The organism is Leisingera sp. ANG-M1 (genome assembly GCF_000813745.1).
GTDB lineage: Bacteria > Pseudomonadota > Alphaproteobacteria > Rhodobacterales > Rhodobacteraceae > Leisingera.
The window spans coordinates 98,150-111,367 of record NZ_JWLC01000008.1; the positions used below are offsets into that span (position 1 = coordinate 98,150).

Genomic DNA, 13,218 nt, shown 5'->3' on the forward strand with positions numbered 1-13,218 from the left:
AACCACATCAATACGCGCAGCGCCTGTGTAGATGGGCCGGTTCGTTGCGGTGACGCAATCTGGGCCTTATTAGGAGATTAAACCTTCTTGATCGGCAGCATTTGATGCTGCCCCAGCTCGCTTGTCTTGCAATGCTTAGGTTTGAGAAATAACAAAGCAATGGAGTTGGACACGAAAGAATATTCTTGATTTAACAGCAGGATAACGCCGTTGCTCCGGGTGCCAACGGAGTATTTCCGATCAAGTTATGAGCTGTCCAAGTTTGCAGAGAAGCCACCAAATGTTTATCCCTAAAGAACTGGAAAATAAGTATATTTATAGAGTTGTTGGTTTCCAGAAGTTTCGAAGCATGTTCTTTGAAAGAAGGAACACGCTGGTTCGCCCAACCCTTTGGGATGATCCTATGGAAAACCTCTTGCTGTTGAGAGGCTACAAGGATGAAGAAGGGCGGTTAGGAGAATTTGTTCACAAAGACCGATATTATGCACAGTGTTGGAGCCTTGAATCGAGATCCGACGCAATGTGGAGGGTGTATGCGGGGACGTCCAAGACTGAACCAGGCATCCGTATCCGAACGACAGTCGGAAAACTGTTGCGGAGTTTGGCTTCAAAGGTTTCTTTTGCAGCCCATCAACGCTGCCGGGTCGGGAAAGTCAAATACCTCAGCGATAATGAACTAAACAGTTTTGCCAGAGACCTTTTTAAGGGGCGTGAAACTGACGACGCACTTGCATCAGCATTCTTTGAAACTTTTCTTGTTAAGAGAAAGCCATTTGAGTGGGAAAACGAGGTTCGCCTGATCTATTTCGATGTCATGGGAAGGTGCGGTGAAGACGTATTTCACTATGATTGGGATCCAGCAGAAGTGGTCGATCAAATTCTACTCAGCCCTTTCAATTGTGGATCCACCTTTCAATCCTTCAAAGATGAGGTTTGTGCCGAGACAGACTTCAAAGGAAAAATTCTGCATTCTCGCTTATATGAACCACCAAGAAATTTGCGCCTAAGGTATTGAAGAGGCTAAAAAAGAAAACCGCCCGAGCGAGAAAAATCACTCCTTTTTCTTCTCTTATCTACGGAATACGTCAACTTTCAGCGTCTGCAGCTCAATCCTACACTCAGGCGCGATTCCCTGTATTTTTCGTAGCTTTTAGTAGCAATGGCGCAGAGTGAGATCCGCTATGATCCTTTTGCGGAACCGAGGGAGGTCAGTTTCTTCAAGGCTGAAATAAGTGAAAGTCTCGGGACGTCATGCCCATTCTCGTCGGCCATTCCTGAGTGCACCACCAGCCTGGTTGTTGCTTTGATGCGGTCGCAACCTTCATGAAAGCCCTTTTTGGGCCCCTTATTGATATTGGTCTTGAACTCAATTGCTGTGGTATTCGAGTCAAAGTCGGTCAACACGAGGTCAATTTCATTTTTTTTGTCATCTCGGTAGATTGCAGGCGTAACGCCTTTACCTGCGGCATTTACAATTGCCTCGATAGCAAAACTCTCCCAGCTGTGCCCGATCGCCTTGTGGTCCAATAACTGCCTTTTAGTAATGATTCCGAGAGCAGCGTGTAACAGGCCGCTATCGCGCACGTAGTAAACTGGCATAGAGTTCAAGCTTTCATTGCTTTTCGCAGGCCAGTTGGGAAGGTGACGTATAAGTCCTATCCGCACCAAAACATCAAGAGATCTTCGTATGCTGTCTTTCTTAACCGAGAGCTTATTGGCGCAGTTGGCATCATCAAACTGCTCTCCGTTGTTGTTCGCTATCCATTGAAATACGTCGGGTAGCCGATCACTCGCATCCACTCCCCAACATCTGTAGTCGCGAGCTAATAGCGCAGCCAAGTAATCTTGGCGCCATTCGAAACTCGCGTTGTCGCCGTCCGCTTGCAAGCTTTCAGGCAATCCTCCACGTAACCAAAGTTCAGTATGATCCCATGCAGATGAGTTGGTGGGCTGCGCTTGAGGTGATGCAGAGGAACTGGGTCCTTGCGCTGTGTGAAGTGGTTTGCTCTCACTGAAGTGCTCCATCAACTGGATGGGAGGCAATTCGATGTCGGAGGTAATACCAATCATGGATCCCTCAATAGCCCGTTCAGATTGTATGTCGTTGGCAATAAGAACAAACTTTTGCTCAGGTCTTGGTTGTTCCTGAGATTTTCGAACTACATCTGTGACCTTTTGAGTATGCTGGATTTGGATCATGTCCACAATCAAGGCGCGTCCCTGATGCATCTGTTCAATTGAACTTTCCTCAAGATCGCACAATTCGGAGCCTGATATCTTGATAAAGCCATGCGGATACGTTTGGACTATGGACTGAGCAAGCATGGTTCGTCCTGCTCTGGGTAGAGCCTTCAATACCAAAACTCTTCTTTGGTCCAACTTGTCCAAGAGAGCTTTCTGAGTGGAGCGGACAATCACTTTTTAAGCGGCCTGTCCAAGTCGATGACGAAGATTTCAATCCGACCTTGCGTTGCTGCCTTGCTTCTCTTGACAAGTGCACTGCGAAGCTCGCTCGCAGTTTTGGGGAGCTCCTTGTTTCGGCCTGGGGACTGCAACTTTTTATTGTCAGGAACGTTCACTCCAAACCAAAATACGAGGAATATACCTCGATGCTCAGCCCTCCAATCATTGCTATACAAACGATCCAGCTGGTCGTCGGCTGCTGACCAGAGGTCACTATGCCATTGCCCCTTTATCTCAATAGGAAGCATGTAGCTGCCGACTGAACACTTGATGTCGACGCGTTTGTCATCTGCGAGATGGCCTTCTGGCTCACACAAAATACCAGAGGGGAATTCCCCCAGAATTTTCAAAAGCGTATCGCGGCATTTTTCTTCATCTTTTGGAATCCCTTCCCAAAAGAAGTCTTGATACCAGTCTACTGGATGTGAGCGGATCTTATTCTGAGCCACCCTCAATTCTTCGATCATAACCGCCTGGAGCTGCTCCGTTGAATTGGGTGGGGCATCTCTGAGCACCGATGCAATTTCTTTCAGCTTCGGCGGTGAATACTTTTCCTCGACAATCTTTTGGGCTTGCTCCCAGAAAGTAGTTTTCAAGGAGCGCGTGTATCCATCGCTTGGGGCCTCAATCAGTAAGGATAATTCTTCAATAGCCAACGGAGATGTGAGATTGCCAAGTCGTCTGATCAGGGAATGGAGGAACTCGGCTGCATCCCACGGGTTGTTATCGCCTACAGAAGAGCCAGTTGGTTGTGAAACATTGGTCCAGTGCGACCTGAAAGTTCTTATTATCCAGGCCAGCTGTTTAGGGCCAAGAGCGACAGGTTGTGCTTCACCATGGCGAGGGGCAATGCGTGAACGCAAATTCCACAAAAATTCTGGATCGTTGCCGCGCTCCTTGGTGAGCGTTTCATGTTCAGCTTCGAAGTTCACGATGAAGGAGATTGCATCCCAATCGCTTCTTCGTTCTGGCGCAAGGGTCTTTTCTTGCCTGTAAGCGATTGAGATGTTTCGCACAAATTCAGTTTCTTCGCACGAAATGGCATAGCCTACCAAGTCCATCTCGGCACTGAGCGACATATCGGGAAAGCGCTCGAGCCACTCTTTCACCAATGGAAGAATGAGCTCCTGGTTTTTCACTTGGCGAACAAATTCGTAAATACCGTCAACAAGGGTTCGGCCCGCGGCCAGCTGAGGTTCGATCCGTAGGCGCCAATACCTTGACCGTAGCCCATGGCGCGTCTCGACAACACGATCCAGTTCTTCCCGAACGTGCTCCAAACCTGCGTGGTTCAAGATGTGGTGAAAGTCGACTTCCAGAAGGATCGCGAGAAGTCGATCATCTGGAAGTTCATCGAGCGATATATTGTTGCGAACTCTTTCGGCGGTGGCCGCGATAAAAATCTCTGCTGCCGGCCAGTTCTTGCTTTCAGCGTAAGACTCAGCAACCTCATTGGCTGAGGGCTTTGCGTTATTATCAAGTAGAAACGCCTCAAACCCTTGAAAAGCTGCCTGTTGCAACTCAGAGCCCAACCATTCTTCTATTCTCTGGTGTGCGGGAAGGTTGTCGCCCATATCTGAGAAGCGGTTCAGGTAGGCTTGGGCAGGACCAATGACTGATCCGTAGTGACCTCTCCGAAGGTCTTCAATGTGAGCACGGTAGTCAGCCCGGTGTGCTTCCCATTTCTTTTGTTTTTCAGAAGCTCGTTCGCGATCACGCTCCTCTTGTTTTTTTTGCCATTCCGGGACTTCAGGGTTGGCCAGTTTTTCGAGGAAATCTGTGTCATTTTGGTTTTGCGCAAACGGTTTAGCTGCCGCCCGCGCCTTCGCTCCACGACGTGCATCGTGAGGGCAAAGTTGAACTATGTCTTTCCACCGATCTTCGGCGGTTTCCTCAGGTGGTTTCAGGCATTGTAGAAGCTCTACAACGTCCTCTTCATCCGGGAGAAGCCCTGGCAACTGGTCGTTTAGACGCCATGCTTTCATCCAAATTGTTTTCTCGCCGGGCTCTTCCAGCAACGCGATTCTCTGAATCGCTCTTCGCGCTTTAACGTGGTCTTGCAGCCACTGGGAGATTGTTCGCTGTGCGTCTTCGCGAAAACCTCGGTGTTCACCAACGCAAGAAAGCCAACGCCAAAGTTTTATTGGATCGGTTTGCTTGAGAGCGAGACGTCTTTTGGTCAGAGAATATACAACATTGATTACATCCGAAATCTCGAAACGATCGGAATCGTCGCTAATTAGAGTGAGCAGGTAGTCGGCTAAAATGTCGAGAACCGGTTCGATGCGGTCGTCTGGGAGCTTCGTTTCGAAGCCCCAAAGCACACCGCCGACTCGTGTCTTCTTATTCTGAGGGAACTCGCAAATACTCAACCCTCCGAAGGCGACGACCAATTGCACAAGCTGTTCATTGGAGAGGTCGGCAAATTCAACCCTTGGTAAAAGCTCTATTGCGATACGCAGTGAGTTTTCGTCTGCCAAGTCGTGCAACTTCGAAAAAATGCTCCGCCACTCGATCTTGGCCTCAGTCAGAGCTGCGAGTGCATCTCCCGCTCGACGCCTTTCAATGAAAGTGGTGTCGGGATCCAGAAGCAACTCCAGAAGCGTTCCCGACAGAGATCGAGCGACTGGTGAGGTGGAAATTGCATTTAGGAGGAGGACTCTCAGGGAAATTGGAGTGCTCGCCGAAACAATCAACTCCCTGATTTCCTGTATCAATTCGGGTTTTGCGATGCCCCGCAAAGCGTGGTTCGTTTCGAAGTCATAGTAGCGCGGATTGCTTTCGCCAAACTTGAAAAGCGACAGCAACAGCGCGCGAGCTTGCTGCTCAGAAAAATTTGCCGTGTCGCCGTATTCTATTACCCCTAACGGATCAGCATCTATTACTTCAATCGCAAGCTTTGAGTCTCGCACGAGCCAAGCATGAACACCTCTCAAGCTTGCTGGAACAAGCCCATGAACATGGAAGAGTTTTAGGAGGCGCCGGCTCTTTCGGTTTGTGTCGGCTTGATTGGCCAGCCACTTGGCAGCAAGAAATTCTCCAACACTCCTATGAGAGTAATTGAAGCGTTCAGAGCATCCTTCGACGTTGCTGGAAAACAATCGGCTTCCAAGAACGGCTTCAAGTTCTTCAGTTGCGACAAGTTCCCCAACCTCCGCCAGCGTGAGGTCGTCCTCTTCGGCATTTAGGTCAGACAAACGAGAAAGAGCTCTTTTCCCGGTCAATAGAAGCGATGCGAACACGCCTCCTGCCGCGTTAAGGGCTCGATCCTCGCTCAGTTTGGCAAGCGACGTCTCTGACTTCTTTGGGTTATGTTCTGCCCAAAGCTGACGAATAGACAAATCGAAAAGTTCGCCACGCGAAGTCGGTAGCTCGCTTAGATTAGCTACTGCTCTAATGAGGTTTAGAGTTTGCGGATTGCCAAAAAGCTCTTCAAGCCCGTTAGCTTCGAAGTGCGTTAGAACTTCCCCAGCTCGATCCTCACCCATGTCCTGAGACAAGAGAGATAGTGCTTCTGGGCGTTCAATTGGGTTTAGGAAAAGCTCGAGTGGTTCAGTTCCGTAGATGTCCGCGATTGACTGCCTATTCGTGGCACTTCTCCAGTCTGCTGCTCTACAAGCAAGAATGAAGTGAGATGCTCCCCCGATCTCCAGTGCAGCCAGGACCTCATCAACTGAGCCACCTTCAAGTTGGGTGGAAAGTTCATCAAGGGCATCGACCACTACTGTCGCAGCGCCACCAATCAGATTTTCGGGTGCGCGCGAGCGCACGAGACGTCTGGCGCTGACAAATGTATGCCCGGCTTCCTCCGAAATCTGTCTGAGCAGGGTGGTTTTACCCATGCCGGCTTCGCCAAGGATAACCAGGGGTTCGGTCACACTGGTAAGATTGGGTTGTGTCAGCTCGATCCGCTGCCCGAGATTGTCTACACCGGAAAGGGTGCGAGAGATTATTTTTTCTATTGTATCCATCTATGGGCATACTGGTTGGAAATTGTGCGGATGCAAGCCAAATCTGGTTGCCAAACAACCGAAGTTCCCAACGTCTGCCTTCGCGCGTAGTCTTTGAATTCGAAAGGAAATCTTCGCAACCAAGATAGCGTTCCCATCTTGTGGGCTGCAAGTAAGGGGGGAGACCGTTGGAGTTGAACCTCGGAACTTTTTGTTTTGGGTTTTAAGCGATGACCCAATGTCCTTTTTAGTCAAAGGGCAAAGGAATCGAAGATTGTATCAGGCCAACATAAAAGAACATGTTAGACACACTATCGCACAAGGAACTCTCCTATTTGATCAACGAGGGGCATCTGTTTGGTTCAAGATCGTCTCGCCGGATTGCGAGGTCATTGGTCCTCTAAATGTAAGATCAGATTGGGCAGGGCGCACGCCTGGGGTAATGCCGGTTGTTCAACGTGTTGGCCTGGCGTCTGGAGAGTGCATTTCTTTGGCATTCGTGTTGGAGAATTCCGAAGTTAGTGAATGTTGGTATTCAGCCTTGCGAGAGAGGTTGTTACCGGCGAAAATTTTTGAGTTTTGTGAAGACAACGGCTGGTCAATCACGTCGTTCAAGTCCAAGCCCAAGAAGGTATTCCACGAGGAAGTTGTAGGGTGTTGTGATTGACACACCTTCCGACCAGAAGGCACTCCGGATTTTGTCGATCTGGGTGCGGATAGCAACTGTCAGCATGGTTTCTCAATCCTTCGAGTTTTTCTTTGCGGTCAGACTATTGACCATGGGAAATTTCCGTAATCTGGGAATGCGGCGAAGGTGGCAGAAATGGTGGCGAACAGGCTGCCATCCACGGTTCCAAGGCAAAGTTGACAGAGGTTTTTTCCTTCTCGCGGGCCGCAAAACTGCAGCGGCCCAACGATGTAATGCTAAGAAAATTTCCGAGTGCAAACGCCTCAATTTCCGCTTGGCTCTAAGGAGCTCGCCCATCTGCGCGCATTTGACATATCGCGCAGGGCGCGATTGGCGGAAGTGAGGCATTTGATGCAGACAACAGCGCGCCGCATCAGTTCCAGATTGCGGTCGAAAATAACGTCTTCGTCGGTGTAGCATTCGAACGCTCGGTCACCATAGCCGGGCCTCATCGCATTCATCTCAGTTCGAAGAATTTCGCCAATCTGATCAACCGTGATCAGATCTGATTTCCCCAGAATATCGCCATTCTTCAGCTTCCCCAGAAGGCTTCGGTAAGAGAGATCGAATGATGGCTTGATCGGAATCTCCAGCAGTTCGATGGCCTTGACGAAATCATGGCCTGTCACGAGGCAATGATATGCCATTTCTTCGATTTTATCGCGGGACATAGGTGGTCTCCTTTTACTGCCCGATTATGGTGAACCCAGCAGGAGGCTGAATTCTCAAGCGGTCGGCTTTTGGGAACACCGACCGGGAACACTGCCTTAGGCAGCAAGGAGATAGTCAGAGAGCGGCTGTCCCGGGTCGCAGTCGATGCGATACAGAAGGTCAGTCAGAGCCTCCGTCAGGAGGCAAATCTCCTCGACATACGGATCGCTTGGATCCAGATCTGCGAAGTATGCCGCCTCGATGCGGTTTTCGTCGTGAACATAGTAGAGAGAAAGCAGCTTGTGCAGTTCGACGATGCCACGCTGTAGTCGCCGCGAAATCGCATTTGCACTGCGGATTTCATCGAGCAGGGATTGGGTGCGTTTCAGCGCGAACTGACCGGCCAGGACGAGCGATGCGCTCTGCAACGCTTGATCGTGCTGATAGGTGAAGCTCTGGATTTCACGGAGCGGGTTCAGGGGAAAAATGCACATGGGAATCCTCCTGTGCTATGCCAACCAAACTGACTTGACTGGCTTCAAGAGCGCCTTGCTTCTCCCTTCTGGCGCTTGGTTTTGATGTGATCATGTTTTGAGGTTTTCGTGGGGTTCACAATGGCGCCCCTGAAAACCGCAAACCTGATCATGTGACCTTGATCTTTTCGACACTCTGAGAACAGAAGCGCAGAGGGGGTGGAATTTTTCTTATGTGGTGCGGTCTATTTTGCGATTTGACGCATTTGACCCCAGTTGCCGAAATCTGTCTGGTTCGTGGAACCAATGAGCAAAAGATACGAGCGGCTATTTTGGGGTTTAGCTCATACAAAAAAGCCCTCAAGTCAGAGACTTAAGGGCTTTTTATGGCTCCGGCGGTAGGGATCGAACCTACGACCAATTGATTAACAGTCAACTGCTCTACCGCTGAGCTACGCCGGAACGGTTTGTGCCGTATAGCGCTCTGCCGGGCGGCCGTCCAGAGGGGCGGGAGAAGTTTTTCAAATTATTTCAGCCCCGCTTCCGTTCGAAAGCAGCCGCGGCTGACAGGGCCCCCAACGGGGCCGCCAAACCGCGGCCGGTGAGGTCTACAAGGTGGGCAAAGACGTTGCGCTCAGCAGCTTTCAGCAGCGCTGGCGGGGTTTCGGTGTAAATCTGCACAGCCAGGGCACGGGCAGTCGCCGGCGCTTGCTCCAGCGCGGCGAGAATCGCGGCTTCACGCGATTCCCGGTGTGCAATCAGCCAGTCGAGCCGCCCTGCGGGATCTGTGACCGGCGCACCATGGCCGGGGTGGAAAACACGCCAGCTGCCCGCCCGCAGCCGGCGGCAGGAGGCCATGAAGTCGGTCAGGTCGCCATCCGGCGGCGACACCAGCGAACTGGCCCAGCCCATGACGTGATCTGCGGTGAAGCAGGCGTCCTTCCAGCCCAGGGCAATATGGTTGCCCAAATGGCCGGGCGTGTGGATTACTTCCAGCTCCCAGCCGTCGCCGCTGATCCGCTCGCCATCGGCTACTGTGATGTCTGGGGCAAAATCCGTATCGATGCCTTCACCGCCGCCCGCAAGCCCGTCGGCCGCCAGCTGCGCCATCACTGCGCTGCGCCCCGCCTCCGCTCCGCCGTAGGCATAGACCGGCGCGCCGGTGGCGCGGATGAGACCTGCGGCCAGAGGAGAGTGGTCCAGATGACTGTGGGTTACAATGATATGAGTGATCGTCTGGCCCGGTTGCACTGCCGCAAGAATCGCCGCGAGATGACCGGTTGAGTCGGGCCCGGGATCAATCACGGCCAGGCCGCGGGTGCCGAGCAAATAGGTGTTGGTGCCGCGATAGGTCATCGGCGAGGGATTCGGTGCCAGGATGCGGCGCAGGCCGGGTTCCAGCTCCGCAGCCTGGCCGGGTTGCGGGTTGAAGTCATCTGATGCCTGCATGGTCTTGCCCCGTCGCAGTTTTCCCGGCCTGTGCGCCTCAGGACCGGCTTTCCTCTTTCTCTGGCGCCCTATAGGCTTAGCTCATGTTCTTCAAATGGCTCAAACGTTATATGCCGCGCAGTCTGTATGCCCGGGCGGCGCTGATCCTGGTGCTGCCGATTGTGGCGCTGCAGATTGTTGTGTCGGTGGTGTTCATCCAGCGTGATCTGGAAGATGTGACAGTGCAAATGACCGCGACCATCCAGCGCGAGATGGAAATGCTGCGCCAGGTTGCGGACCGGGCGCCGGATCAGGAAACCGCGCTGGCGCAGATTGCGCCGCTGCTGCAGCCCTTGAATATGCAGGCGCGGTTTCTGGCGCCCGGCGGCCCGCTGCCCGAAGACCAGTTTAGCCTGATTGAGTTTTCCGGGCGGGTGGTGCGCGAAGAGCTTGAGAGTACCTTCCCTGGTTTCCTGGCCGCCCGGTTTCCGGCGGACAAGTCTGTGCAGATATACTTTGCGACTGGCCACGGGCTCATGGAGCTTGATCTCAACCGCCGCCGCCTGACCGCGGCAGCACCGCATCAGCTGATTGTTATTATGCTGGTGTTCGGTTTCCTGATGATGGTGATCTCCTTCCTGTACATGCGCAATCAGCTGCGTCCGATCAAGCGGCTGGCCAATGCCGCCGAAGCGTTCGGGCGCGGCAGGGCTGTGCCTTATTCCCCGGCCGGGGCTCTGGAGGTGCGGGCTGCGGGCAGTGCCTTCCTGGACATGCGCGCGCGGATTGAGCGGCAGATCGAACAACGGACTCTGATGCTGTCTGGAGTGAGCCATGATCTGCGAACGCCGCTCACACGGCTGAAGCTGGAACTGGCGCTGATTGACGAAGAAGACGCGGCACCGATGCTGCGTGATGTCGACGAGATGCAGGCGCTTTTGGATGCATTCCTAGATTTCTCCCGCGGCGCGGCGGTCAGCGAACCGGAACCGGTGGATCCGCATGAGCTGGTGCGCAGCATCATTGCAGATTGGCAGCGTCAGGAGAAGCAGGTGACGCTTGGCGGAATGTCCGGGGCAGGCGAGGTGATGCTGCGGCGCCAGCCGATGAGGCGGGCGGTTGAAAACCTGATTTCCAACGCTGTCCGCTATGGCGCCAGGGCGCGGGTGTCCGTTGCACTGACAGAGCGTTCGATGCGGATCCGGGTCGAGGACGACGGGCCTGGTATCCCGGCGGAGCAGCGCGGCGATGCGGTGCGCCCCTTCACCCGGCTGGACCCGGCGCGCAACCAGAACCGCGGATCCGGCGTGGGGCTGGGCCTGGCGATCGTGGCGGACACAGCGCGCGCCCATGGCGGCACCCTGCGGCTGGGCGAAAGCCCGGACCTGGGCGGGCTGAAGGCAGATATCGTGATTGCGCGCTGACTGGCCCGCCCGGGGCCTCTGCCGCGGCGCAAGAGTAGCGAAGAAAACCGCAGGTGTTGCGCAGCTGAGGCCAGCAGCGCACGCTCTCTTTTCTTAATTTTTCTCCTTTGCAGCTATCTATCCGGACCCGGGCAGCGTGCCCGGAACCAAACACTGTTGGGAGTCCCCAAATGCCTCAGATAGATCCATTTGCGCATCACCGCCGCGGGCTGGAAAGCCCGGTCACGCATCATCTGGCGATAACGCCTCAGGACGGGGTGGATCTGCCGGTCAAGCCGCGGGTGCTGCGCGTGCTGACGTCGGGCGACCTGGTTCTGCGCGACGAGGCCGGAACCATCATCAGCTATGCCGTGGAAGCGGGAGAGGTCCTTGGGTTTTCCGTTGTCGGAGTTGAAGCCAGCGGAACAACGGCCACCGTCGCAGGATGGTACTGATGCTGGGGGTCGGACTTGCAATGACCGGAGCCGCGGTGCGCAATGCGCCCCGCGGACCGTTCACGCCTGCCTCCCTGTTTTCGGGCCCGGGCGCGCTTGGTGTCTGGTGCGATCCGTCCCAGACGGGCTCGCTTTTGCGGGACAGCACCGGGCGGATGCCGGCCGCCGCTCCGGGCGACCCGGTGGGCCTGGCGCTGGACTTCAGCGGGACCGCCCGGCTACAGCCGCTGCAGCAATCTTTGGGCGCTGAGCTGGTGGCAAACGGCGGCTTTGAAACCGGCAGCAGCTGGACAATGAACAATGGGGCAACGATTGCAGGCGGGGCATTGAACCTGTTTGCCGTCAATGACGCTGGAAAGCAGAATCTTGCGGGCTCGCCCGGAAAGATCTGCCTGGTCAGTTTTGAAGCCGTGCGTACCAGTGGAACGAAGCTTCGCGTGTATCTGGGCGGAGAAATCGTTTGGGAGCAGAATGCACAGACAGGGTCCTTCAGCCTAGTGCTTCAAGCAGGGTCGGCCACCGATGAGCTTCAGTTCCGTTCAAACGGATTTGCGGGAACGATCAGCAATGTTTCCGTGCGGGGCATTCTCCCCCTCGGCTCCCGCTTGACCGGATTGGGGCCGGAACTGGCGGTGAATGGCGGTTTCGACAGCGGCAGCGGCTGGGTTGTGGCAGGGGATGCACCTCCCTCCATTGTGTCAGGGGCGGCGGATTTTTCGTCCAATTCCGCAGGCTCGGCAGAGCTTGCGCAAAGCGGCGTGATGGTGCCGGGAAACTGGTATCTGTGCAGTTTCGAATGTTCGCAGCCTGGGGCTCTCCAGGTGCAGACGGGCGGCGGGTATACCGGAGCGCTGACGGTCGCCGCGGGGATGAATTCCGCCCTCGTTAAGGCCGAGGGCCCGGCCATCGGCGTGCGGGCCGGTGCCGCCGGGCAATTTACCGGCGCGATAGATAACTTCTCGGTCCGTCAGGTTCCGGGCCGTCACGCAGCGCAGCCGGTGAATGACGATTTCCGCCCGACTCTGGCGCAGGATGCCGGCAGCGGCGCCTGGTACCTGTCCGACGACCAGATTGACGACTATCTGACTGTGGATTTGCCGGACCTCGGTACGGATGCCACCGAATGGTGGGCAGACGGGAACGGCGTGACCCTTGCCGGCGGCCTGACAATCGGCGCCGGAGCGCGAAACCTGCCTGGCAGCCAGAAACTCTATGCCTATGGCGTCATCAACCGGGCTTTGACTGCGGCCGAAACGGCAAGCTTAACCGGTTATCTGAATGAAATGCGGGGATTGTGATGCAAAGGGTTACGGTTATTGTCGGCGCCGGTCTGATGGCCGCAGCCAATCATGTCGAGGTGCTGCTGGGCAAGGCGCGGGATCTCAACACGTTTCTCGCGGCCGGCTGGAGTGACGGCACCCATGCCTATGCCGTCTCGTCCGGTCAATGGAGCGAGGCGCAGATTGCCGGGGTGTCCAACCCAGCAATTATAGCCGAGCTGATGCAGGCAGGGCCGATTCCTGCTCTGGTCGACCCGGCGCTGGCGGGCCAGGCGCAGTCGGCGTTTGAACTGCATGCGGCCGGGTTGGATGAAGACGGCAGCCCGCTGCCGGTGCCCCAGGCTGCGCCGGACAGAATCATAGCGATTTCCGGCAGCGATCCGCTGGCGCTGCTGGCGCAGGCCGGGTTGCAGCGGCTGTAGGTGTT

11 protein-coding genes and 1 tRNA gene are annotated in these 13,218 nt (G+C 54.7%); 6 read left to right on the top strand and 6 right to left on the bottom strand.

The genetic code is table 11. The features are described from left to right. The first annotated feature begins 280 nt into the window (after nucleotides 1-280). Nucleotides 281-1,015: a DUF2971 domain-containing protein gene (locus tag RA19_RS26500; RefSeq protein WP_152615709.1), complete on the top strand. Its 735-nt coding sequence runs from the start codon at nucleotides 281-283 to the stop codon at nucleotides 1,013-1,015. Nucleotides 1,016-1,179: 164 nt separating this feature from the next. Here RA19_RS26500 and RA19_RS07270 read toward each other — a convergent pair whose 3' ends face one another. Next, nucleotides 1,180-2,325 carry an ATP-binding protein gene (locus RA19_RS07270; RefSeq protein ID WP_039161051.1) on the bottom strand — a complete coding sequence of 382 codons (1,146 nt, stop codon included), beginning with the start codon at nucleotides 2,323-2,325 and terminating at the stop codon, nucleotides 1,180-1,182. A gap of 89 nt (nucleotides 2,326-2,414) precedes the next feature. Further along, a complete protein-coding gene (locus RA19_RS07275; protein WP_039161054.1) occupies nucleotides 2,415-6,434 on the bottom strand; it encodes an NACHT domain-containing protein in 4,020 nt (1,339 codons plus the stop codon). 253 nt (nucleotides 6,435-6,687) lie between these two features. Between RA19_RS07275 and RA19_RS27185 the strand changes: the two genes are divergently transcribed. Continuing rightward, entirely contained in the window at nucleotides 6,688-7,080 is a 393-nt protein-coding gene (locus RA19_RS27185) for a hypothetical protein (protein ID WP_206540264.1), read from the top strand. A gap of 284 nt (nucleotides 7,081-7,364) precedes the next feature. On the opposite strand, the gene RA19_RS07280 is transcribed toward RA19_RS27185, so the two are convergent. The 4 genes from RA19_RS07280 to RA19_RS07295 all read right to left on the bottom strand — a co-directional run bounded on the left by RA19_RS07280 (nucleotide 7,365) and on the right by RA19_RS07295 (nucleotide 9,674). After that, nucleotides 7,365-7,772 (bottom strand): hypothetical protein, encoded by a 408-nt coding sequence (locus RA19_RS07280; protein ID WP_039161056.1) that lies wholly within the window; start codon nucleotides 7,770-7,772, stop codon nucleotides 7,365-7,367. Nucleotides 7,773-7,868: 96 nt separating this feature from the next. Then, a complete protein-coding gene (locus RA19_RS07285) occupies nucleotides 7,869-8,246 on the bottom strand; it encodes a hypothetical protein (protein WP_152615710.1) in 378 nt (125 codons plus the stop codon). Between the two features lie 366 nt (nucleotides 8,247-8,612). Continuing rightward, nucleotides 8,613-8,687, bottom strand: a tRNA-Asn gene (locus RA19_RS07290). Nucleotides 8,688-8,756: 69 nt separating this feature from the next. After that, entirely contained in the window at nucleotides 8,757-9,674 is a 918-nt protein-coding gene (locus tag RA19_RS07295) for an MBL fold metallo-hydrolase (RefSeq protein ID WP_039161059.1), read from the bottom strand. An 83-nt stretch (nucleotides 9,675-9,757) separates the two neighbouring features. On the opposite strand from RA19_RS07295, the gene RA19_RS07300 reads away from it, so the two are divergent. The 4 genes from RA19_RS07300 (at nucleotide 9,758) to RA19_RS07315 (ending at nucleotide 13,213) form a co-directional block, all read left to right on the top strand. Next, nucleotides 9,758-11,077, top strand: coding sequence for an ATP-binding protein (locus RA19_RS07300; protein ID WP_039161061.1), 1,320 nt, complete (start codon nucleotides 9,758-9,760; stop codon nucleotides 11,075-11,077). Between the two features lie 170 nt (nucleotides 11,078-11,247). Beyond that, a complete protein-coding gene (locus RA19_RS07305) occupies nucleotides 11,248-11,511 on the top strand; it encodes a spike base protein, RCAP_Rcc01079 family (RefSeq protein ID WP_039161062.1) in 264 nt (87 codons plus the stop codon). Nucleotides 11,512-11,765: 254 nt separating this feature from the next. After that, nucleotides 11,766-12,809 (top strand): hypothetical protein, encoded by a 1,044-nt coding sequence (locus tag RA19_RS07310; RefSeq protein ID WP_193748237.1) that lies wholly within the window; start codon nucleotides 11,766-11,768, stop codon nucleotides 12,807-12,809. Continuing rightward, nucleotides 12,809-13,213, top strand: coding sequence for a hypothetical protein (locus RA19_RS07315; protein ID WP_039161066.1), 405 nt, complete (start codon nucleotides 12,809-12,811; stop codon nucleotides 13,211-13,213). Before RA19_RS07310 ends, RA19_RS07315 begins: the two co-directional genes overlap by 1 nt. Nucleotides 13,214-13,218 lie beyond the last annotated feature (5 nt).

What these genes read in the sequence shown, in the direction of transcription:
- RA19_RS26500 (WP_152615709.1), top strand. Translation starts at nt 281, where the DNA reads ATGTTTATCCCTAAAGAACTGGAAAATAAGTATATTTATAGAGTTGTT.
- RA19_RS07305 (WP_039161062.1), top strand. Translation starts at nt 11,248, where the DNA reads ATGCCTCAGATAGATCCATTTGCGCATCACCGCCGCGGGCTGGAAAGC.
- RA19_RS07300 (WP_039161061.1), top strand. Translation starts at nt 9,758, where the DNA reads ATGTTCTTCAAATGGCTCAAACGTTATATGCCGCGCAGTCTGTATGCC.
- RA19_RS07315 (WP_039161066.1), top strand. Translation starts at nt 12,809, where the DNA reads ATGCAAAGGGTTACGGTTATTGTCGGCGCCGGTCTGATGGCCGCAGCC.
- RA19_RS07285 (WP_152615710.1), bottom strand. Translation starts at nt 8,246, where the DNA reads ATGTGCATTTTTCCCCTGAACCCGCTCCGTGAAATCCAGAGCTTCACC.
- RA19_RS07270 (WP_039161051.1), bottom strand. Translation starts at nt 2,325, where the DNA reads ATGCTTGCTCAGTCCATAGTCCAAACGTATCCGCATGGCTTTATCAAG.
- RA19_RS07275 (WP_039161054.1), bottom strand. Translation starts at nt 6,434, where the DNA reads ATGGATACAATAGAAAAAATAATCTCTCGCACCCTTTCCGGTGTAGAC.
- RA19_RS07280 (WP_039161056.1), bottom strand. Translation starts at nt 7,772, where the DNA reads ATGTCCCGCGATAAAATCGAAGAAATGGCATATCATTGCCTCGTGACA.
- RA19_RS07295 (WP_039161059.1), bottom strand. Translation starts at nt 9,674, where the DNA reads ATGCAGGCATCAGATGACTTCAACCCGCAACCCGGCCAGGCTGCGGAG.